The sequence below is a fragment of the Pseudomonas sp. MPFS genome (assembly GCF_022537035.1).
Taxonomy (GTDB): domain Bacteria; phylum Pseudomonadota; class Gammaproteobacteria; order Pseudomonadales; family Pseudomonadaceae; genus Aquipseudomonas; species Aquipseudomonas sessilinigenes.
This window is the reverse complement of sequence record NZ_CP066123.1, coordinates 5,249,211-5,270,209: the sequence shown is the minus strand read 5'-3', so window position 1 is coordinate 5,270,209 and position 20,999 is coordinate 5,249,211. Positions and strand designations below refer to the sequence as shown.

Here is a 20,999-nt window from a genome sequence, read left to right as displayed (position 1 = left end):
AAAAAAGGTATTTGTAGCTTAACTTGATAAAAGAACAAACATCATGCCTTCGATTACGGTTGAACCCTGCACCTTTGCCTTGTTCGGCGCGCTGGGCGATCTGGCGCTGCGTAAGCTGTTTCCTGCCTTGTACCAGCTCGATGCCGCCGGCCTCTTGCATGAGGACACGCGGATCCTGGCCCTGGCCCGCGAGCCGGGCAGCGAGCAGGAACACCTGGCCAATATCGAAGCCGAATTGCACAAGTACGTTGGCGACAAGAATATCGATGCCGAGGTCTTGCAGCGTTTCCTGGTGCGCCTGAGCTATGTGCACGTGGACTTCCTCAAGGCCGACGACTATGTGGGCCTGGCCGAGCGAGTGGGCAGCGAGCAACGCCTGATTGCTTACTTCGCCACTCCGGCGGCGGTGTACGGGGCAATCTGCGAGAACCTGTCCCGGGTCGGGCTGAACCAGCACACCCGGGTGGTCCTGGAGAAACCCATCGGCTCGGACCTGGAGTCCTCGCGCAAGGTCAATGACGCCGTGGCGCAGTTCTTCCCGGAAAACCGCATCTATCGGATCGACCACTACCTGGGCAAGGAAACGGTACAGAATCTGATCGCCCTGCGTTTTGCCAACAGCCTGTTCGAAACCCAGTGGAACCAGAACTACATCTCCCACGTGGAAATCACCGTGGCCGAGAAGGTCGGCATCGAAGGCCGCTGGGGCTATTTCGACAAGGCTGGCCAGCTGCGGGACATGATCCAGAACCACTTGCTGCAATTGCTCTGCCTGATCGCCATGGACCCGCCGGCCGACCTCTCGGCCGACAGCATCCGCGACGAGAAGGTCAAGGTGCTCAAGGCCCTGGCGCCCATCAGCCCCGAAGGCCTGACCACCCAGGTGGTGCGTGGCCAGTACATTGCCGGCCATAGCGAAGGCCAGTCGGTGCCGGGCTACCTGGAGGAAGAGAACTCCAACACCCAAAGCGACACCGAGACTTTCGTCGCCCTGCGTGTCGACATCCGCAACTGGCGTTGGGCCGGGGTGCCGTTCTACCTGCGCACCGGCAAGCGCATGCCGCAGAAACTGTCGCAGATCGTCATCCACTTCAAGGAACCCTCGCACTACATCTTTGCCCCCGAGCAGCGCCTGCAGATCAGCAACAAGCTGATCATCCGCCTGCAACCGGACGAAGGCATTTCGTTGCGGGTGATGACCAAGGAGCAGGGCCTGGACAAGGGCATGCAATTGCGCAGCGGCCCGTTGCAGCTGAATTTTTCCGATACCTATCGCAGTACGCGGATTCCCGACGCCTACGAGCGGTTGTTGCTGGAAGTGATGCGCGGCAACCAGAACCTGTTTGTGCGCAAAGATGAAATCGAAGCCGCGTGGAAGTGGTGCGACCAGTTGATCGCCGGCTGGAAGAAGTCTGGCGATGCGCCCAAGCCCTATGCGGCCGGGTCCTGGGGGCCGATGAGTTCCATTGCACTGATCACGCGGGATGGGAGGTCATGGTATGGCGATATCTGATTTGCAATTGCCAGCGGGCGTGCGCGCCCACGAATTTCGCAGCTCGACTCTTCTGGCAGCGGGCCAGGCCCTGAAGATCGCCGAACAACTGCGCGAGGCCATCGCAGCCCGTGGCCAGGCGACCCTGGTGGTATCGGGTGGCCGCAGTCCGGTGGCGTTCTTCCAGGCCCTGGTCAAGCAGGAGCTGGACTGGTCCAGGGTACTGATCAGCCTGGCCGACGAACGTTGGGTCCCGGTGGAACACGCCGATAGCAATGCCGGCCTGCTCAAGCAGCACTTGCTGGTGGGACCGGTGGCCAAGGCGCGTTTCCTTGGCCTCTATAGCGCCGCGGCCAGCCTGGAAGAAGCCGCCCAGCAAGCCGACGAGGCCCTGGCGCAGTTGCCCGGGATCGACGTGCTGGTGCTGGGCATGGGCGATGACGGGCATACGGCCTCGTTGTTCCCCGGCAGCCCGAACCTGGCCGAGGCGCTCGAGCCCGCTGGCAGCCGCCGTTGCTGGCCGATGCTGGCGCCCACCGTGCCCCGTCAGCGCCTGAGCATGAGCCGGGCCCTGTTGGCGTCGGCCCGTAGCAGCCTGCTGTCGATATCCGGCCAGTCCAAGCTGGCCACCCTGAGTACCGCACTGGCTGGCGACGTGGTCGCCGACATGCCGATTCGTGCCTTTCTGCAAACCCCGTTAGAGATTTACTGGTGCCCATGAGCCAAGGATCAGCCGCGATGACAAACCTCCCTCCGACCGTTTCCATGGCGGACAAAGTAGCCCTGCTCGACAACCTCTGCGCCAAGGCGCGGATCCTGCCGGTGATCACCATCGCCCGTGAGCAGGATGTGCTGCCCCTGGCCGATGCCCTGGCCGCAGGTGGCCTGACGGCCCTGGAAGTCACCCTGCGTTCGCAGTTCGGCCTCAAGGCCATCCAGATCCTGCGCGAGCAGCGCCCGGAACTGGTGACCGGCGCCGGCACCGTGCTCGACCCGCAGATGCTGGCGGCGGCCGAGGCGGCGGGCTCGCAGTTCATCGTCACCCCGGGCATCACCCGCGAGCTGCTGCAAGCCAGCGTCGCCAGCCCAATCCCGCTGTTGCCGGGAATCAGCAACGCCTCCGGGATCATGGAGGGGTATGCCCTGGGTTATCGCCGCTTCAAGCTGTTCCCCGCTGAGGTCAGCGGTGGCGTGGCGGCGATCAAGGCCCTGGGCGGTCCGTTCGGCGAGGTCAAGTTCTGCCCTACCGGCGGAGTCGGACCGGCCAATATCAAGAGCTACATGGCGTTGAAGAACGTGATGTGCGTGGGCGGTAGCTGGATGCTCGATCCGCAGTGGATCAAGGACGGCGACTGGGCCCGTATCCAGGAGTGCACGGCACAGGCCCTGGCCCTGCTGGACTGAATCCAATCCTATTCGTTGGTGTGTTCTACGGCTTTATGGTGCGCTTGGTCGGCGCACCTTTTTTTGCCCGGAAAAAAGTGCCGCCCTGAACTCCCCGGAACCGCTGGCACAAAGGGCTGATGAAGGCCCTGGGGCAGCGGCTCCGGAGGGCTTCAGCTGGTGGCCAGCTCCTCAAGGGCGACGACCAGGCGCTGGATATGTTCCAGCGGCGTCGCCAGACCCGGGGTGATGCGGATACAGGGGCCAAAGCCTGCGCCCTTGCGGATCACCGTGAACAGGTCGTAGTCGTGCAGTAGCCGGTCCACCAGGGCTTGCTGATCCTGGTGGCGAGTGAAGCGCAGGGCGCTGATGGCACAGCACAGGCGCGGGTCTGCCGGCGTCATCACCTCGATGCCCGGCAACTGGCGCACGGCTTCGGTCCAGGTTTCGCGCAGGTAATTCAGGCGCGCGCCCTTGGCTGCCGCGCCGCCCATGGCCCGGTGTTCTTCGAACACCCGCGGCAAGGTCATCAAGGCCGGGATGTTCGGCGTGCTGTAGGGCGTGCGGGCGCGGATGTCGTCCACTGGAAAGTGGAACTCGTCCATGTCGGGGTCGATCGCGTCCAGGCGCTCGGGATCGATGTAGAGAAAGCCCAGGCTCAATGGCGCACCGATCCACTTGTGCAGGTTGAAACCGGCGAAGGCGATACCCAGCTGCTGCAGGTCGAAATCGATCTGGCCCAGGGCGTGGGCACCGTCGAGGATGATATCGACCTGGTATTCCTTGGCCAGGGCTGCGATGGCCTGGACCGGCATCACCAGGCCGCTGCGGTGGGTGACGTGGGTCAGGGGCATCAACTTGAGGCGCGGATAGCGCTCGAATGCATCCTTGTAAGTCGCCACAAGACTGTCAAAACTGGCAGGGTGCTGGTGCTGGATCTCTATCACTTCCACGCCGCGGTGGCGGGCCAGCCAGCGCATGGCGCTTTTCACTGTGTCGTACTCCAGGTCGCTGAGCAGCACCTGGTCTCCGGGTTGCAGGCGATTGTAGTTGCGGATCAGCGATTGCAGGGCGTCGGAGGCACAGCGGGTCAAGGCCACGGCGTTATCCGGGACCTCTAGCAGTTGTGCCAGCTGGTGGCGGATCTGCAGCGCTTCGACCTGCTCGAAGCGCTGGCGCACATGCACCGAATTGCTGCTGTTGACCCACAGGATATTGCGTTGGTAGTCCTCGGCCACTGTACGGGTCATGCGTCCGAAATAGCCGTTCTCGAGGTTGATCGGTCCGGACTCGAGGTCGAATTGCCGGGCAATGCCCCGCCAATGCTCTTCGTCGCGGGCCAGCGTGGTGACAGTCCTTGGCATGCTGGGCTCTTTATCGGTGATGGAGGTTCAGGGAAGGGGTAGCGGTCAATGGCGGGGCTTGGGCTTGCCGTGCTTGGCGCGCAGCGGATCGAGCAGGTCGGACAGGCCGTTGTGGTCGATTTCCTGCATCAGGGCCAGCAGGCCACCGAGTTCGCCCTTGGGGAAGCCTTCGCGGGCGAACCAGTTGAGATAGGGGCCGGGCAGGTCGGCCAGGATGCGGCCCTTGTACTTGCCGAAGGGCATTTCCCGGGTGACCAGAAGTTCTAGTGTTTCAGGATTCATGGCGGCCACCGTGGTGTGATTCGAGAGCCTTGGAAAATACAGGCATTCTGCATGCAGGCCAAATGACAGATCATGCAAATAACGCGGATACAGATTTGCTGACTATGGTTAACCTATTGAATTTAAAGATAAATATTTTATCGAAAAGTCTGGCATGGGCACTGCAATGGTAAACGGCAGGAAGGTCGGCGACGGTCGATCCCATTCTCGTAACCTGCAAGGAACCTGAAAATGACTGACTTGAACAAAGAAGCGATTTCGGTACTCAACAGCCTGATCGAGACCAGCAAGGATGGCCAGGAGGGCTTCAAGACCTGCGCCGATGACATCAAGCATCCCGAGCTCAAGGCCCTGTTCATCAAGCGCTCCACCGACTGTGCCAGCGCAGCGGCGGAACTGCAGTCGGTGGTACGTTCGATGGGCGGCGATCCCGAGACCTCCACCAGTGTCAGCGGCGATCTGCATCGGCGGTGGGTCGATCTCAAATCCCTGGTCACAGGCAAGGACGAGGAGGCGGTGCTCAATGAGGCCGAGCGTGGTGAAGATCATGCGCTCAAGGCCTACAAGGATGCCCTGGAGAAAATCGGCAAGCACAACCTGGTGGGAATCCGCGATGTCGTGGAGCGCCAGTACCATGGCGCGCAACGCAACCATGATCAGGTCAAGGCCCTGCGCAATCAGGCCCGTGCTCGTCACTAAGGCTAAAAACCTGTCAAAAACGCCAGCCAGTCTGGCGTTTTTTATGCCTGGAATTTAATGCTGGACGGCATTTAGTTAGCTTGCTAATAATTGGCTCGCGCCCACCTCATCCGTTCCCGACTATCGTTCAATCAATACCCTGAGAGTCCTTGCCCGTGCCCATCACTTTGCAGGCCTTGCTTGCTCCCGACCTTCGCGCATTGCAGTTCGCGATCAAGACCCTGTTGGGGGGAGGTGTGGCCCTGTGGCTGGCCTTGCGCTGGGGGCTGGAGCAACCGTCGTGGGCCTTGATGACGGCGTTCATCGTTGCCCAACCGCTGTCCGGGATGGTCCTGCAGAAGGGCCTGGCGCGGCTGCTGGGGACCTTGATCGGAACCATCATGTCGGTGTTGTTCATGGCGCTGTTCGCCCAGACGCCCTGGTTGTTCCTGTTGGTACTCGCCTTGTGGCTGGGGCTGTGCACTGCCAGTTCGACCTTGCTGCGCAGTGCCTGGTCCTATTCTTTCGTGCTGGCGGGCTACACCGTGGCGATCATTGCCCTGCCGGCCATCAGTCATCCACTGAGTATCTTCGATCAGGCCGTGGCGCGCTGTACGGAGATTTCCCTGGGGATCATTTGTGCAACCGCCAGCAGCGCCTTGATCTGGCCCATGCGTGTCGAACGCCAATTGGCCGACCAGGCCCGCGCTGCCTGGCAAAGCGGCATGCAGGCAGCCCGTGCCACGCTGGCCGGCGAGGCCCTGGATCGCAAGGGCTTGCTGGAGATCCTCGGGCGGATCGTTGCCGTGGATTCCCAGCGTGAACATGCCTGGTTCGAAGGGCCTTCCGGACGCCTGCGGGCCCGGGCCATCAGTGGCCTGAGCCAGAAGTTGCTGATGCTGCTGCGTATCTCCCGCTCGGTGCGGCGCCAGTGGAAACAACTGGACGTGGAGCAAGCCCGGCAGTTGCAGCCCTGGATGGAGGAGGTACAGCAAGCCCTGGCAATTGCGGACACGGCCGCCCTGCAGGCATTGCGAAGACGCTTGCTGGACGCTTCCCATGATGAGCGAATAAGCCCGGCACAGAGTTTCTGCCTGGCACGTTTTGCCTTGTTGCTGGACACCGCCCTGGCCGCGAGCCTGGCCCTGGATGCGGTGGAGCAGGGGCGGGCACCGCTGGAGCAACCGGCGAACCTGAGCCCCCATCGTGATCTCTCGCTGGCCCTGGTATTCGGCGCCCGCAGCGCCCTGGCGTTCCTGGCCGTGGCCAGCTTCTGGCTGGCCACGGCCTGGCCCGCCGCTTCCGGGGCGATGTTGCTGACCTGCGTGGTGTGTGGCCTGTTCGCCAGTCGGGAGAACGGCGCGCAGATCGGCATGAGCTTCATGCGCGGGATCTTTTTGGCGGTCCCTTCGGCCTTTGTGGTCGGGCAGATCCTGCTGCCTCAGTGGAGTGGCTTCCCGATGCTGGCAATGGCCATGGGCGTGCCATTGTTCCTTGGTGCCCTGGGCATGGCCAAGCCGCAGATCGGCGCGACCGCGACGTCGTTCTGCCTGCATTTCATTGTGCTGATCTCGCCGATGAACCGGATGAGCTTCGATGTGGCCAATTTCTTCAACAGTGCCCAGGCCATGGTGTTGGGAGTGGGCGCTGCCGTGTTGGCCTTCCACCTTCTGATCCTGCGTGATCCGGCCTGGCACGGTCGACGTTTGCTGGCGGCGACCCTGAGCGATCTGGTGCGCCTGACTCGGCGCAATCTGCGGGGCGCCGAAAGCTGGTTCGGTGGGCGCATGGCCGATCGGCTGTTGCAATTGGCACGACATTATCCGGAGCTGCCGGAGCCGGCCCGCAGCCGTTGGGACGATGGCCTGCTGGGGTTGGATATCGGCGATGAGTTGATGCACCTGCGCTTGAGCCTTGCGGTGGCCCAGGTACCGGCGAGCAAGGCGCAACGCGATTACTTCGAGCAATTGCAGAAGGTCCTGCAGCAAGGACCTGCGGGCAGTCGCCAGGATGCCCTGGTCGCGCCGGGTGCAGCCTTGCTCCAGGCCCTGGAGCAGTACCCTTCCAGCGATGCGCTGAAGCTGGCCAAGGGCGCAGTGTGGCAATTGCAAAACAGCTGGCGCAGTTGGTGCCGGCAGCAGGAGGACAGTCATGGGGCTGCGTGAGTGGGCATTGGGTGGGGTGTTGCTCAGCCCGTTCCTGATCTATGTGCTATTGGCGCTGCTGATTACCGGCGGGTTGCGCCTCCTGGTGCGAGCCACCGGGCTGGGGCGCTGGATCTGGCACGAGGCTTTGTTCGATTGTGCCCTGTACGTCTGTGTGTTGACGGTGGTGACGCTCGTTCTCGGGCCTTTATAAGGAGTTGATCATGCGTACACCCGTACGTGTCGTGTTTACCTTGTGCCTGGTGGCGCTGGCGGTCTTCGCCGGTTATCACCTGTGGCAGTACTACATGCTTACCCCCTGGACTCGCGATGCCCGAATTCGCGCTGACGTGGTGATCGTGGCTCCGGACGTATCCGGCTGGGTCCGTGAACTCAAGGTGGCGGACAACCAGTCGGTGAAGGCCGGGCAGCTGTTGCTGAGCATCGACCGCGATCGCTTCGAGGCGGCCCTGGAAAAAGCCCAGGCGGTGGTGCAGACCCGCCAGCAGCAATTGAGCTTGCGTGAGCATGAGGCCAGTCGTCGTGCTGCCCTGGGGCCCCAGGCCATCAGTGCCGAGCTGCGGGAAAATGCCCAGATCAATGCCGGCATCGCCCGTGGCGAGCTGCGCCAGGCCCAGGCCGAAGCCAAGGTCGCTGAATTGAACCTGGCGCGCAGCCAGGTGCATGCACCCCGTGACGGGCACATCACCAACTTGCGCCTGGCCGAGGGTAATTACGTCAATGCCGGGCAGTCGGTGATGGCGCTGATCGACGACTCGACGTTCTATGTACAGGCCTACTTCGAGGAAACCAAATTGCCGCGGATCAAGGTTGGTGACCCGGTCAAGGTCTGGCTGATGAGCGCCGGGGAGGCCTTGCAGGGGCATGTCGAAAGCATCAGCCGAGGGATCACTGACCGCAACGCCACGCCTGACGGGCAACTGCTGGCCGAGGTGGAGCCGACATTCAACTGGGTACGCCTGGCCCAGCGGATTCCAGTGCGGATCAAGCTCGACAAGGTGCCCGAGGGTGTCAACCTGAGCGCCGGCATGACCGCCAGCGTCCAGGTCGAAGAGGGGAGTGGCAAGTAGGGGCTTGCCCAGGCCTCAGCCGATGGTGATGGCCGGCAGGGTGGGCAGGGTCACGGTCTGCTGTTTGCGCGGGGCAAGGATCTCGGCTTCGCCGTCGACCACCAGCTCATCGCGCTGGTTGAGCACGCGGGTGGCGATGCGTACGCGAAACTTGGGCAGTTTTTCCAGGATTTCCAGGTGCACGGTCAGGGTGTCGCCGATCTTCACCGGCTTCTGGAAGCTCATTTGCTGGCCGAGGTAGATGGTGCCCGGGCCAGGCAGCTCGCAGGCGACTGCGGCGCTGATCAGGGCGCCACTGAACATGCCGTGGGCGATGCGTTCCTTGAACATGGTCGCAGCGGCGAACTCGGGGTCCAGGTGTACCGGGTTGTGATCGCCGGACATGGCGGCGAACAACTGGATATCACGCTCCTCGACAGTCTTGCTGTACTGGGCGGTCTGGCCGACCTCCAGGGCTTCGTAAGGTGTGTTGGTCACCTGGGTCATCTTGCGGAAATCCTCTGACAGATAAATGAGCGTACTGGCGCAGCTCTATTCAGAGCGTGCTGGGCGGCGGTGCTGCAGTGCCTGCTCCAGCCAGGTCAGTACGTCCTGGGTTACTTGGTCGCGATTGCTCTCGTTGAACAGCTCATGGCGCGCCTGCGGGTAGATGTTGAGCTGCAGGCACTGGCTGCCGGCCTCGCGCAGAGCACCGGCCAGATCCTTGAGACGCTTGCCATCGCTCACCGGATCACATTCGCCGCCCATCACCAGCAATGGCAGGCCCGGGTCGATCTGCGCCAAGTTGGTGATCTTGCTGATCTGTTGCAGGCCGCCCAGCAGGTCGATCCATAGCTGGTTGGTGCAACGATATCCGCACAGCGGGTCGTTGACGTACTTGTCGACCTCCGCCGGATCGCGGCTGAGCCAGTCGAAGGCGGTGCGATTGGGCTTGAAGGCCTTGTTGAAGGAGCCGAAGGACAGCCACTCGATCAATGCGCTGCGTCCCTGGCCGCCCTGGCGCCAGCGTTCGAAGCGAGCGATCAGGCTAGCGGCACGGTACAGGGCCACGGGTTGGAAGTTGGATCCGCTGAGAATCGCCCCGTACAGGCTGGCGCTGTGGTGCAGCAGGTAGGCCTGGGCGATGTAGCTGCCCATGCTGTGCCCCAGCAGCACGATGGGCGTGGCGGGATGCTGCTGGCCGATATGCTGGTTGAGGCTGGCCAGGTCGCCGACCACCTTGTTCCAGCCGCCATGGTCGGCGTAGTGGCCGAGGACCCCGTGTCCGGCACTCTGGCCATGGCCGCGCTGGTCTGGCGCATAGACGCCATAGCCCGCAGAACACATGGCCTGGGCCAGGCGTGCATAGCGGCCGCTGTGCTCGGCCATGCCATGGGACAGCAGGATCACGGCCTTTAGCGGGCTCTCTGGCAGCCACTGGTTGACGAAGAGGCGCTGATGATCACTCGTGGTCAACCAGAACATGTCGTGGGTCATGGCTATTCCTTTGCTCGAAGACGCTGCACTTTATAGCGCATCGCCGGACGTGCGTCTGATTCGCAGGCCTGTTGGACGCAAGATTCACACAATTAATGACACACTCGCGCATATTTGCCTGAATCGCCATAGCTGCTAACGTCCCAGGAGCCCCGCCGCTGACAGCGTTACAGAGGTGGCCAGGACCGTTCAGGCAAATAAGAGGACAAGAATAATGCAACCTGATTTCTGGAATGATAAGCGCCCTGCCGGAGTCCCCAACGAGATCGACCTGGGGGCCTACAAGTCGGTGATCGAGGTGTTTGAGCGTTCCTGCAAGAAATTTGCCGATCGCCCGGCCTTCAGCAACATGGGGGTGACGCTGACGTACGCCGAGCTGGAGCGCTACAGCGCGGCTTTCGCCGGCTACCTGCAGAGCCAGACCGACCTGGCTCCTGGGGATCGCATCGCGGTGCAGATGCCCAATGTCCTGCAATACCCGATCGCCGTGTTCGGTGCACTGCGTGCGGGGTTGATCGTGGTCAACACCAATCCGCTGTACACCGCGCGGGAGATGCGCCACCAGTTCAAGGACTCCGGGGCCCGGGCCCTGGTCTACCTGAACATGTTCGGGCAGAAGGTCCAGGAGGTGCAGGGCGACACCGATATCCAGTACCTGATCGAGGCCAGGATGGGCGACCTGATGCCCGCCGCCAAAGGCTGGCTGGTCAACACCATAGTGGACAAGGTGAAGAAGATGGTGCCGGCCTACCACCTGCCCCAGGCCATCTCTTTCAAGAGCGCCTTGCGCCTGGGGCGTGGCCAGAGCCTCAAGCCCCAGGCCGCGGGGCTCGATGATGTGGCGGTATTGCAGTACACCGGTGGTACTACAGGCCTGGCCAAGGGCGCGATGCTGACCCATGGCAACCTGGTGGCCAATATGCAGCAGGTTCGTGCCTGCCTCGGCCAGCACGGGCCGGACGGCCACACCCAGTGGCGCGAGGGTCAGGAGGTAATGGTGGCGCCGCTGCCGCTGTACCATATCTATGCCTTCACCGCGAACTGCATGTGCATGATGGTCACCGGCAACCACAATGTGCTGATTACCAACCCGCGGGACATCGGCGGCTTCATCAAGGAACTGAAGAACTGGCGTTTCTCGGCATTGCTGGGGCTGAACACGTTGTTCGTCGCGCTGATGGAGCATCCGGAGTTCAAGCACCTGGATTTCTCCAACCTCAAGCTGACCAACTCCGGTGGCACGGCGCTGGTCAAGGCCACGGCCGAGCGCTGGCAGCAGATCACGGGTTGCCGGATCACCGAGGGCTATGGCCTGACCGAGACTTCGCCGGTGGCTTGCACCAACCCCTATGGCGAGAGTTCACGCCTGGGGACCGTCGGCTTGCCGGTGCCTGGCACCCTCGTCAAGGTCATCGACGACCAGGGCGTGGAGCTGGCCCTGGGCGAGCGTGGCGAACTGTGCATCAAGGGCCCGCAGATCATGAAGGGGTACTGGCACAAACCCGAGGCCACGGCAGAGGTGCTCGATGCCGAGGGTTGGTTCAAGTCCGGCGACATTGCCGTCATCGATCCAGATGGTTTCGTGCGTATCGTCGATCGCAAGAAAGACATGATCATCGTCTCGGGTTTCAACGTGTATCCGAACGAGATCGAGGATGTGGTGATGGCTCACCCGAAGGTGGCCAACTGCGCGGTAATCGGAGTGCCGGACGAACGTTCCGGCGAGGCCGTGAAGCTGTTCGTGGTGCCCCGTGAAACCGGGGTCAGCCTTGAGGAACTCAAGGCCTACTGCAAGGAAAACTTCACCGGCTACAAGGTGCCCAAGCACATCGTCTTGCGCGAGTCGTTGCCGATGACTCCAGTGGGAAAGATCCTGCGTCGCGAGTTGCGTGATATCGCCTGAGGTCCGTCCGCTCGACCTTGCGCGGGCAAGCCGGTCGGTTCGACGGCTTGCCCGCTCTGCTTTGGTCGGGCGCAAAGCCGCGGACCAGAGCGGAATTCAGGGTTGTAGAATTTTTACTCTAAAAATGACCATTAAATGGTCTTGAGTCATATCCGTGACTATTCAGGCCTTTTTTGGCTCTAGGCGGCCTTTTCCAAAGCTGCTACTCTCGGCGCGCTTTGTGACTTCTCGGCCTAGAAAAAAGCCAGACTCACCACAAATTAAGACATCAATAAAAAACACACACCCAATAAAAATCGCATCGAATGCGGTGATGAATTCGCGTTGCTGAGGAGTGGGCTTCCATGATCGAAGACTTTTGGAAGGATAAGTACCCAGCTGGGATTGCTGCCGATATCAATCCAGACGAGTATCCGAATATTCAGGCGGTATTGAAGCAGTCCTGCCAACGTTTCGCCGATAAGCCGGCCTTTAGCAACCTCGGCAAGACAATCACCTACGGTGAACTGTACGAGCTGTCCGGGGCTTTTGCCGCGTATCTGCAACAGCATACCGATTTGCGGCCCGGTGATCGAATCGCTCTGCAACTTCCCAACCTGCTGCAATACCCGATCGCGGTGTTCGGTGCGATCCGTGCTGGCCTGATCGTGGTCAACACCAACCCGCTGTATACCGCACGGGAAATGGAGCACCAATTCAACGACTCCGGTGCCAAGGCGCTGGTCTGCCTGGCCAACATGGCCCACCTGGCGGAAGCCGTGGTGCCCAAGACCGGGGTCAAGCATGTGATCGTCACCGAGGTGGCGGACCTGCTTCCCCCGCTCAAGCGCCTGGTGATCAACAGCGTCATCAAGTACGTGAAGAAGATGGTGCCGGCCTACCACCTGCCCCAGGCCGTGAAGTTCAATGATGCGCTGCGCATGGGCCAGGGCCAGCCGGTCCAGGAAGCCAACCCCGCCAACGGCGAAGTGGCGGTATTGCAGTACACCGGCGGTACCACCGGTGTCGCCAAGGGCGCGATGCTGACCCACCGCAACCTGGTGGCCAACATGCTGCAGTGCAAGGCACTGATGGGCTCGGACCTCAACGAAGGTTGCGAGATCCTCATCACCCCTCTGCCGCTGTACCACATCTATGCCTTCACCTTCCATTGCATGGCCATCATGCTCATGGGCAACCACAACATCCTGATCAGCAACCCGCGGGATTTGCCGGCGATGGTCAAGGAACTGTCGAAGTGGAAGTTCAGCGGGTTCGTCGGCCTCAACACCCTGTTCGTTGCCCTGTGCAACAACGAGGCGTTCCGCAAGCTGGATTTCTCCGCGTTGAAGGTCACCCTCTCCGGCGGCATGGCCCTGCAACTGGCAGCCGCCGAACGCTGGAAGTCCGTGACCAACTGCCCGATCTGCGAAGGCTACGGCATGACGGAGACCAGCCCGGTGGCCACGGTCAACCCGGCCCAGAACATCCAGGTCGGCACCATCGGCATTCCGGTACCGTCTACCCTGTGCCGGGTGGTCAACGATGCCGGTGAGGAATTGCCGCTGGGCGAAGTCGGCGAGCTGTGCGTGAAGGGCCCGCAGGTGATGAAGGGCTACTGGCAGCGCCAGGACGCCACCGATGAAGTCCTGGACAGCGAAGGCTGGCTCAAGACGGGCGACATTGCGTTGATTCAACCCAATGGCTACATCCGTATCGTCGACCGCAAGAAGGACATGATCCTGGTCTCGGGTTTCAACGTGTACCCCAACGAGTTGGAGGACGTGCTCGTTTCGCTGCCAGGCGTCCTGCAATGCGCGGCGATCGGTGTGCCGGACGAGAAGTCCGGCGAGACCATCAAGGTCTTCATCGTCGTCAAGCCGGGGGCTACCCTGACCAAGGAGCAGGTGATGACCCACATGCGGGCCAATGTCACCGGCTACAAGGTGCCCAAGGCCGTGGAGTTCCGTGATGCCTTGCCAACCACCAACGTCGGCAAGATCCTGCGCCGCGAATTGCGCGATGAAGAGCTGAAGAAGCTCGGCGTGAAGAAGTAACTCGCAGCAGTCAGAAAAAGCCCCGCCAGTGCGGGGCTTTTCTGTTTCTGCGCCAAGAGGTTACTGGCGGAACTGGGCGAAGCCCACGCCAGTACCCGCCGGGCGTACATCCTTGAGGAACGAGTCCTTGTCGGCGCTCAGCTCCAGGCTCAGGGCGGACTTGCGCTTGCCTTCGTTGCGCACCACCAGGCCCTCGCGCCTTTTGCGCAGGAAGGCGGTGGGCACCTTCAGGTGGATCAGCTGGTCGGTACTCGGGGTATGCAGCAGCAGGTGCAGCCATTCGTGCTGGCCGACGGCCAGGCGGGCCAGCAGGATGTCGAACCACCAGATATTGCGGTTGCGGTTGAGCTCCGCGAACTGGCAGTTGTTGACGTCCAGCACCGCCCCGCCCAGTTCCTGGTTTCTACGGGCGATAGCCTGCTTTTTATCGAGTTTCATAAGCTTCCTACGAAAATTGGATCTTCAGGGCCTGGCCTGAACAGGGCGAGCATTCTCCCGGGTTGCCTGGCAAACATAAAGTGCAACCGTGGGTCGGCGATGAAAGGCCCAATAAAAATAATTGAAACTCTGCGCAAGCGCTTCGAGTCAATCTTGGGCAACGAGGCATTTTGTTCCTGATTCGACCAACGACAACTCACCGGAGAAATACCATGGGTAGTGCAGCGGATAAGGCCAAGGGCTTGGCCAATGAAGCCATCGGTAACGTCAAGCAAGGCATCGGCAAGGCCACCGACAACAGCAAGTTGCAGGCCGAAGGCAAGTTGCAGGAAAAAAAGGGCGAAGCCCAGCAGGCACTCGGCAAGGCCAAGGATGCAGTGAAGAAGACCATCGACAAGGCCTGAGCAGGCGTACCCTGTAGTTGACACGACGGCCATCCGCGGATGGCCGTCGTCATGCATGGGCCCTGGCAATCTGCCGATGGCCGTGGTTGTGGTTCGCCAACTAGGCTAATTTGTTGTAGAAAACGCCCCCTGAGTCGCCAGCGACTTCAATCTTTTTGCGGCGAAAGGAGACGCTATGATTTTTCCGGACCTCAAAGGCCTGCCCCTGCACCGCGTATTGATTCGTACGGTCAATGAGTTCATCGCGGATGAGATGTCCACCTACGCTTCGGCCCTGGCCTACCAGATGCTGTTCTCGTTGTTCCCCTTCATCCTGTTTCTCATCGCCCTGATCGGTTTCCTGCACCTGCCGGACTTTTTCTCCTGGCTGCGCATGCAGGCTGAGATGGTGTTGCCTCACGAGGCCCTGGAGCAGGTCAATCCGGTGATCGACCAGTTGCAGCAGTCCAAGGGCGGCTTGTTGTCCGTGGGTATCGTCATCGCCCTCTGGACCGCCTCGGCGGGTGTGCGGCTGATGATGAGCGCCATGAATGCCGCCTACGACGTGGTGGAGGGGCGGCCGATCTGGAAGCGCTTCCCGCTGTCGATTTTCTACACCGTGGGCATCGCCGGCATGCTGCTGGCCGCCGCGGCATTGATGGTGCTGGGCCCGCAGGTGATGGCGTGGTTGGCAGGGCAGGTGGGCCTGGAGGATTTCATCGTCACCTTGTGGACCATCCTGCGTTGGCCGGTGATCGTGCTGTTGATGATGGTGGCCGTGGCCCTGATGTACTACGTGATGCCCGATGTGAAGCAGAAATTTCGCTTCATCACCCCAGGTTCGGTGCTGGCGGTGGTGGTGTGGATCGTCGCCTCCCTGGGGTTTGCCTACTACGTGAAAACCTTCGCTAACTACAACGCGATGTATGGCAGTATCGGCGCGATCATCGTGTTGTTGCTGTATTTCTATATCTCGTCCGCAGTGCTGCTGCTGGGGGCAGAGATGAATGCGGTGATCGAGCACATGTCGGCTGAAGGCAAGGATCCTGGTGAAAAGGACTTTGGCGGCCCCGGCGACAAACAACATATTTCGGGACTGGGTCGGGACCACTCGCTCCAGCCGAGCACAGACGAAGCCTGAACATGATCCGTGAAATCCTCAAGATGGGTGACGAGCGCCTGCTGCGCGTCGCTCCTGCGGTACCGCCCGAGATGTTCGATAGCCCACAACTGTGGGAACTGATCGACGATATGTTCCAGACCATGGAGAGCGTGGGCGGCGTAGGGCTGGCTGCACCGCAGATCGGTGTCGACCTGCAACTAGTGATTTTCGGCTTCGAACACAGCGAGCGTTACCCCGAGGCCGAGGCGGTGCCGCAGACCATCCTGATCAACCCGCTGATCACCCCCTTGAGCCCGATTCAGGAAGAGGGGTGGGAAGGTTGCCTCTCGGTCCCCGGCATGCGGGGCGTGGTGCCGCGTTACCAGCATATTCGCTATGAAGGCTTCGACCCCAAGGGCGAGCCTGTAGTGCGCGTGGCTTCGGGCTTTCATGCCAGGGTGGTGCAGCATGAATGCGATCACCTGATTGGTCGGCTGTATCCATCGCGCATCAGTGATTTTCGCAAGTTCGGTTTCACCCAGGTGCTGTTTCCCGACCTCGATCCCAACGCTGACGACTGACGCCGAGGCTCAGGCCCGACCATCCCTGCTGGCCATGGCCAGCAGGGGTTTGCTGCGTTGGTAGCGGGCCAGTCGCTCCACCAGGGGCGGCGGTAGTCGGGGATCGCGAGTGAAGCCCAGGCATTGATAAAAGGCTTCCAGGTCCGGGTGGCAGAATAGCCAGACCGGCCCCGGCGTCTCCTGCAGCGTCTGTTCGATCAGGCGCCTGGCCAGGCCCTGGCCCCGGCTGCGTGGGGCGACGAACAAACCCGTCAGCCAATGCCCCTGTTCCACTGGTGTGAGGCTCATCCCCGCCACGATCTCGTCATCCCTGAGCACCCACAGCTGACCCTCGCCGGAGGCACGCATGGTTGACCGGTGCTGGCGATAGAACTTGTTCAGCAAGGGGCGTGAAGCTTCGCTAAGCAGGCTGATATGGACGTTGGGCATGGGCGCGCAAAGGGTTGGCAAGAGGCGCGGATTATAAGGAAACCCTCCGCCAAGCACAGGCCATTCTGGGGCCGTGTCCGGCAGAGGGAGAGGACTCAGGCCAGTTCCACTGCCAGTGCATCACGCACGGCCGGGCGCTGTTCTACCCGGGCCTGGAATCGCACCAGGGCCGGCCAGTTCGCCAGCTCGATGGCGAACAGGGCGGTCCAGCGCAGCACCGTGAACAGGTAGGCATCGGCAATCCCGAATTGTGAGCCTTGCAGGTAGTCCTGGCGTTCCAGTGTCTGCTCCAGCAGTGCCAGGCGCTTGGCCAGCTTCTGGCGGAACACTTTTTGGGCCGGTTCATCGAAGGCCGAGTTGAACAGGTAGCCCAGGGGGCCGTGGATCTCGGTGGTGATGAAGTTCAGGGTTTCCTGCAGTCGCACCCGTTGCCAGGTGCCATTGGGGGCAGCCAGGCCGCTCTCGGGCTTGAGGTCAGCCAGGTATTGCAGGATGGCCGGGCCCTCGGTGAGCACCTCGCCGTTGTCCAGTTGCAAGGCGGCCACATAACCCTTGGGGTTGATGCCGAGGAAGTCCTGGCCGTCGGCGGTGCGCTTGCTGCGGTTGTCGACACGGATCGCTTCGAAGGGCAGTTGCAGTTCGCGCAGGATGATATGGGAGGCCATGGAGCAGGCTTGAGGGGCGTAATAGAGTTTCATCGGCAGGTCTCTAGTAAGGGGGCGAGCCAGTGTCGTGGACGCTGGTAGCATGGGTAAAATTAATCTTTCAGAAAGCGGCCATAAGGATAGCTACTGCCATGATGAACCTGATGCACTGGCGCCTGCTGGTGGCGATCGCCGAACGCGGCACCATCACCCGCGCCGCCGAACAGGTCGGCATGACCCAGTCCGGGGCCAGCCAGGCCCTGGCCCAGGTGGAGGACATGCTGGGTGTGCAGTTGTTCATTCGCGACAATCGCCAGGCCCTGCCCACCGCGATTGGCTTGCAGGTCCTGGAGCAGGCGCGAGTGATGCTCGGAGCCCTGGCACAGATCCGCCGAGAGGTGGAAGCGGCCCGGGGCATTCCCCAGGGTAGCCTGCGCCTGGCGGGTTTTCCCGTGGTCCTGGCGACCTTCCTGCCACCGCTGTTGCGCCGTTTCAACCAGCTGTATCCGGGAATCGAGGTGGTGCAACTGGAAGTCAGCGATGATGAGGTGCATGCCTTGCTCGATGCGCAGCTGGTGGACCTTGGGGTGGTGCTCAACCCTGATCCCGGACGTCGCTCCTGGCTGTTGGGGCGCGACTCCTGGGTGGCGGTATTGCCTGAGGATCATCCCTGGCCGGAGCCGAGCATCGACCTGGCGAGCCTTCTGGAGCAGCCTTTCATCCTGGCCACCGGTGGTTGTTCGGTGAACGCCCGCAGCCTGGCTGCCGCTGCCGGGTTGACGCTGGCGGATATACGGGTCGAGGTACGCGAGTGGAGCAGTGCCTTCAGCCTGGTGCGCGAACGGCTGGGGGTCACCCTGGTTCCCCTGAGCACCTTGCCCGAGCAGCGCCAGGGTTTGCGGGTGCTGCCCTTGAGTTCCACGGTGGAGCGAGAGTTCGCGCTGGTGTCCGCCCCCGGGCGAGAGCCAGGCGCCATGGCGCAGGCGTTCCTGGCTACTCTCGAAGCGCGTTAGATACCCTGCCGGGCAGCACCTGCAACGACTCTAGATGCCCGGCACCAGGATCTTCTGATAAGCCATGTTTATGTCTTATTTGTTACTTATCGCGAATGACTTCCAGTGCCCTGGAAGTTGTGAAAACAGCCTGACTAGTGGCCTTGCATAGAGGCATTGGCTGTCTATGCTCAAACGTGAAAATTCGTATCTGTTGGCATTGGAGTGTCTGCTTTTGCGATGTTCATGTTCTTGTAGTTGATGTTGCTGCAACTATTTTTTGCAGCCGTACCGGTGTTACCGATAGCCGCAAGAGTGCGCAACTAGAGGCACCAGCGGGTCAGGAGCGTTGAAATTAGATGGAGCCTGCTTTCTTTGTTAGGTCCGACCCGGTCATGGGTCATCAAGTAAAGGATGGCTTGATAAGAGCGTTGCAACACGGACTCTCCGATTAAACATCACTTATCACCTGACACTTCCTCTCGTATAGGGGAGGGCGCTTGCCATGCTTTATGAACGTTGTGGTGGATCAGTTGAAAGACTAGGAAATTCCGTCAAACAAAAGACAGCGTTGAAGGTGATACAACCATGTTTAACCTACATCACAAGGCTGACCTGCTGGAAATCGAGCGCTTCAATTGCGCCCTGGACGAAGCCAATGGCAAGTTGGCGGCCATCAGTCGCTCCATGGCGATGATCGAGTTTTCCCCCGATGGTATCGTGCTCGATGCCAACGAGAATTTCTGCCTGGTCATGGGGTATTCGGTCGAGGAAATACGTGGCAAGCATCATCGGATCTTTTGCGAGGAAGAGTTCTATCGCAGCGAGGCCTACAACAAGTTGTGGCGCGACCTCGCCCGGGGGGAGTCGATCAGCGATACCTTCGTGCGATTGAACAAGAAGGGCGAGGAAATATGGCTTGAAGCCAGCTACATGCCGGTGTTCGATGCCAATCGCCAAGTGCGCAGCGTGATCAAGGTGGCCTCGGATATCTCCGATCGCATTCATCTGGAGCATGAGAACCAGAGCCTGCTCAATGCTATCGGGCGCTCCATGGCGATCATCGAGTTCAGTCCGGACGGCCGGATCATCACGGCCAACGATAACTTCCTCAAGACCATGCAGTATTCGCTCAACGAAATCGTCGGCCAGCACCACAGCATGTTTTGCCACCGAGCCGAAGCCGAATCGACCGAGTACAAGCAGTTCTGGGCTTCGTTGAATCGCGGCGAATACCATTCCCACCGTTTCGAGCGGGAAAACAAATATGGCCAGACCGTATTCCTCGAGGCTTCCTATAACCCCTTGTTCGACGCCAAGGGGCGCTTGTACAAAGTGGTCAAGTTCGCCAGTGACATCACCCAACAGATGACCACGCTGCAATCGGCGGCCGAGTCGGCCCACAGTACGTCGGTGCAGAACGACGCCTGCGCCCAGAAGGGCTCGGAAGTGGTACAGCAGACTGTGGAGATCATCCAGCAGATCTCCCATGACCTGAATGCGGCGGCGCTCAGTATCGATGCAGTGAGCAAGCAATCGGAGATCATCGGCACCATCGTCCAGACCATCCGCGGGATCGCCGACCAGACCAACCTGCTGGCGCTCAATGCGGCCATCGAGGCTGCCCGGGCTGGCGAGCATGGGCGAGGTTTTGCGGTGGTAGCGGACGAGGTGCGTAGCTTGGCGGCCCGTACCAGCCAGGCGACGGTGGAGATCGTCGAGGTGGTGCGCAAGAACCACGACCTGTCCAAGAGCGCGGTCAGCAGCATGCAGTCGAGCCTGAGTCGTACCGGGCTCGGGGTCGAGTTGGCGAATGAAGCCGGGGAGGTGATCCTGGAGATCCAGCAAGGCTCGCGCCATGTGGTGGATGCCATCAGCCAGTTCAACTCATCCTTGCAGTTGCAGTAGGCGCTCGGGCACAAAAAAGGGTTCCCGCAGGGAACCCTTTTTCATTGCGCGTGATTACAGCGAGGCGAGGAATTTCTCTTCGACCGGCTTCATGCTGTCGTTGGACTGCTGCTCTTGCTTGGCCAGTTTCAGCTTGTCCTGCATACGCTGGGAGATTTCCTGGTTGATCGCCATCAGGCGTTCGGGAGACATGCTCTGCAGATCATCCTCGGTGAGGCCCATTTCCTGGAGGATGCTGTCGCGCAGGCGTTGCTCCGGAGTCTTGCTCATGTAGTCCTTGAATTCGGACATGGCATCGCTCTGGGTGGCATTGTTGGCCTGTGGCGCGCTGGTGGCGGGTGGCGTGGCTTGTTGCAGCAGGACGCGAGTCTTGGCGAAGGCTGCGTTGACGTTGTCAGTCACGCTGTTGATCTGCTGTTGTTGGCTGGACTGGCTGGCCGGCACGGTCACGGAATTCTGGGCCTGTTGCAGCATGCCGCTGTACAGAGCGCTGGCGGCGGCAGTAGTCGGGTCCATATCGGTGCGCGAAGTGGGCTGCACCGAAACGGAGTTCTGGGCGTTGACCAACATGATCTGGAACCTGTGTTAGGGAACTAGGTTATTGATACAGCAAATTCCATGCCGATATTTAAGTCATTTTAAATCAATGGTTTGCTTTTGTCGGTAGGGAGCC

At 61.0% G+C, this 20,999-nt stretch carries 22 protein-coding genes; 14 read left to right on the top strand and 8 right to left on the bottom strand.

Going from position 1 to position 20,999, the window contains the following annotated elements:
- Nucleotides 1-43 precede the first annotated feature (43 nt).
- The 3 genes from zwf to I9018_RS24095 are packed head-to-tail and all read left to right on the top strand — an operon-like array spanning nt 44 to nt 2,896.
- Nucleotides 44-1,513: a glucose-6-phosphate dehydrogenase gene (zwf, locus tag I9018_RS24105; protein WP_068579228.1), complete on the top strand. Its 1,470-nt coding sequence runs from the start codon at nt 44-46 to the stop codon at nt 1,511-1,513.
- Nucleotides 1,500-2,213, top strand: a complete 714-nt coding sequence (gene pgl / locus I9018_RS24100) for a 6-phosphogluconolactonase (protein ID WP_241107675.1) — start codon at nt 1,500-1,502, stop codon at nt 2,211-2,213. The genes zwf and pgl overlap by 14 nt, the downstream gene beginning before the upstream one ends.
- A 17-nt stretch (nt 2,214-2,230) precedes the next feature.
- A complete protein-coding gene (locus tag I9018_RS24095; protein ID WP_241107674.1) occupies nt 2,231-2,896 on the top strand; it encodes a bifunctional 4-hydroxy-2-oxoglutarate aldolase/2-dehydro-3-deoxy-phosphogluconate aldolase in 666 nt (221 codons plus the stop codon).
- Nucleotides 2,897-3,048: 152 nt separating this feature from the next.
- Here I9018_RS24095 and I9018_RS24090 read toward each other — a convergent pair whose 3' ends face one another.
- Nucleotides 3,049-4,239: an aminotransferase class V-fold PLP-dependent enzyme gene (locus tag I9018_RS24090; protein WP_241107673.1), complete on the bottom strand. Its 1,191-nt coding sequence runs from the start codon at nt 4,237-4,239 to the stop codon at nt 3,049-3,051.
- A 45-nt stretch (nt 4,240-4,284) separates the two neighbouring features.
- Nucleotides 4,285-4,521 (bottom strand): DUF3820 family protein, encoded by a 237-nt coding sequence (locus tag I9018_RS24085; RefSeq protein WP_068579239.1) that lies wholly within the window; start codon nt 4,519-4,521, stop codon nt 4,285-4,287.
- A 231-nt stretch (nt 4,522-4,752) separates the two neighbouring features.
- On the opposite strand from I9018_RS24085, the gene I9018_RS24080 reads away from it, so the two are divergent.
- From I9018_RS24080 to I9018_RS24065, 4 genes are all read left to right on the top strand, one after another.
- A complete protein-coding gene (locus tag I9018_RS24080) occupies nt 4,753-5,220 on the top strand; it encodes a PA2169 family four-helix-bundle protein (RefSeq protein WP_241107672.1) in 468 nt (155 codons plus the stop codon).
- A 155-nt stretch (nt 5,221-5,375) separates the two neighbouring features.
- Complete coding sequence (locus I9018_RS24075; RefSeq protein ID WP_241107671.1) at nt 5,376-7,364, top strand: FUSC family protein; 1,989 nt, start codon at nt 5,376-5,378, stop codon at nt 7,362-7,364.
- A complete protein-coding gene (locus I9018_RS24070) occupies nt 7,351-7,557 on the top strand; it encodes a DUF1656 domain-containing protein (RefSeq protein ID WP_068579245.1) in 207 nt (68 codons plus the stop codon). Before I9018_RS24075 ends, I9018_RS24070 begins: the two co-directional genes overlap by 14 nt.
- A 10-nt stretch (nt 7,558-7,567) precedes the next feature.
- The gene (locus tag I9018_RS24065; RefSeq protein WP_068579249.1) at nt 7,568-8,434 is read left to right on the top strand and encodes an HlyD family secretion protein; all 867 of its coding nucleotides are present in this window, start codon (nt 7,568-7,570) and stop codon (nt 8,432-8,434) included.
- A gap of 15 nt (nt 8,435-8,449) precedes the next feature.
- On the opposite strand, the gene I9018_RS24060 is transcribed toward I9018_RS24065, so the two are convergent.
- Together I9018_RS24060 and I9018_RS24055 are read right to left on the bottom strand one after the other, a co-directional pair.
- Nucleotides 8,450-8,920: a MaoC family dehydratase gene (locus I9018_RS24060; RefSeq protein WP_068579250.1), complete on the bottom strand. Its 471-nt coding sequence runs from the start codon at nt 8,918-8,920 to the stop codon at nt 8,450-8,452.
- A 45-nt stretch (nt 8,921-8,965) separates the two neighbouring features.
- Nucleotides 8,966-9,910, bottom strand: coding sequence for an alpha/beta hydrolase (locus I9018_RS24055; RefSeq protein ID WP_241107670.1), 945 nt, complete (start codon nt 9,908-9,910; stop codon nt 8,966-8,968).
- 214 nt (nt 9,911-10,124) lie between these two features.
- On the opposite strand from I9018_RS24055, the gene fadD2 reads away from it, so the two are divergent.
- Together fadD2 and fadD1 are read left to right on the top strand one after the other, a co-directional pair.
- Entirely contained in the window at nt 10,125-11,813 is a 1,689-nt protein-coding gene (gene fadD2 / locus I9018_RS24050; RefSeq protein WP_241107669.1) for a long-chain-fatty-acid--CoA ligase FadD2, read from the top strand.
- 344 nt (nt 11,814-12,157) lie between these two features.
- Nucleotides 12,158-13,849 carry a long-chain-fatty-acid--CoA ligase FadD1 gene (gene fadD1, locus I9018_RS24045; protein WP_068579258.1) on the top strand — a complete coding sequence of 564 codons (1,692 nt, stop codon included), beginning with the start codon at nt 12,158-12,160 and terminating at the stop codon, nt 13,847-13,849.
- A 60-nt stretch (nt 13,850-13,909) separates the two neighbouring features.
- Here the strand turns inward: fadD1 and I9018_RS24040 are convergent, their stop codons facing one another.
- Nucleotides 13,910-14,287, bottom strand: coding sequence for a hypothetical protein (locus I9018_RS24040; RefSeq protein WP_068579262.1), 378 nt, complete (start codon nt 14,285-14,287; stop codon nt 13,910-13,912).
- Nucleotides 14,288-14,499: 212 nt separating this feature from the next.
- Here I9018_RS24040 and I9018_RS24035 point away from each other — a divergent pair, with 212 nt between their 5' ends.
- The 3 genes from I9018_RS24035 (at nt 14,500) to def (ending at nt 16,353) form a co-directional block, all read left to right on the top strand.
- Nucleotides 14,500-14,691 carry a CsbD family protein gene (locus I9018_RS24035; protein ID WP_068579264.1) on the top strand — a complete coding sequence of 64 codons (192 nt, stop codon included), beginning with the start codon at nt 14,500-14,502 and terminating at the stop codon, nt 14,689-14,691.
- 175 nt (nt 14,692-14,866) lie between these two features.
- A complete protein-coding gene (locus I9018_RS24030; RefSeq protein ID WP_068579267.1) occupies nt 14,867-15,811 on the top strand; it encodes a YihY/virulence factor BrkB family protein in 945 nt (314 codons plus the stop codon).
- Nucleotides 15,812-15,813: 2 nt separating this feature from the next.
- Nucleotides 15,814-16,353: a peptide deformylase gene (gene def / locus I9018_RS24025; RefSeq protein WP_241107668.1), complete on the top strand. Its 540-nt coding sequence runs from the start codon at nt 15,814-15,816 to the stop codon at nt 16,351-16,353.
- A 9-nt stretch (nt 16,354-16,362) separates the two neighbouring features.
- On the opposite strand, the gene I9018_RS24020 is transcribed toward def, so the two are convergent.
- Nucleotides 16,363-16,782 carry a GNAT family N-acetyltransferase gene (locus I9018_RS24020; RefSeq protein WP_241107667.1) on the bottom strand — a complete coding sequence of 140 codons (420 nt, stop codon included), beginning with the start codon at nt 16,780-16,782 and terminating at the stop codon, nt 16,363-16,365.
- 95 nt (nt 16,783-16,877) lie between these two features.
- The gene (gstA, locus tag I9018_RS24015; RefSeq protein WP_068579277.1) at nt 16,878-17,480 is read right to left on the bottom strand and encodes a glutathione transferase GstA; all 603 of its coding nucleotides are present in this window, start codon (nt 17,478-17,480) and stop codon (nt 16,878-16,880) included.
- A gap of 98 nt (nt 17,481-17,578) precedes the next feature.
- Between gstA and I9018_RS24010 the strand changes: the two genes are divergently transcribed.
- Nucleotides 17,579-18,439, top strand: coding sequence for a LysR family transcriptional regulator (locus tag I9018_RS24010; RefSeq protein ID WP_241107666.1), 861 nt, complete (start codon nt 17,579-17,581; stop codon nt 18,437-18,439).
- A 567-nt stretch (nt 18,440-19,006) separates the two neighbouring features.
- The gene (locus tag I9018_RS32750) at nt 19,007-20,326 is read left to right on the top strand and encodes a PAS domain-containing methyl-accepting chemotaxis protein (protein ID WP_277398078.1); all 1,320 of its coding nucleotides are present in this window, start codon (nt 19,007-19,009) and stop codon (nt 20,324-20,326) included.
- 54 nt (nt 20,327-20,380) lie between these two features.
- Here the strand turns inward: I9018_RS32750 and I9018_RS23995 are convergent, their stop codons facing one another.
- On the bottom strand, nt 20,381-20,896 hold the full coding sequence (locus I9018_RS23995) for a hypothetical protein (protein ID WP_068579286.1): 516 nt from the start codon (nt 20,894-20,896) through the stop codon (nt 20,381-20,383).
- Between the last annotated feature and the right edge of the window lie 103 nt (nt 20,897-20,999).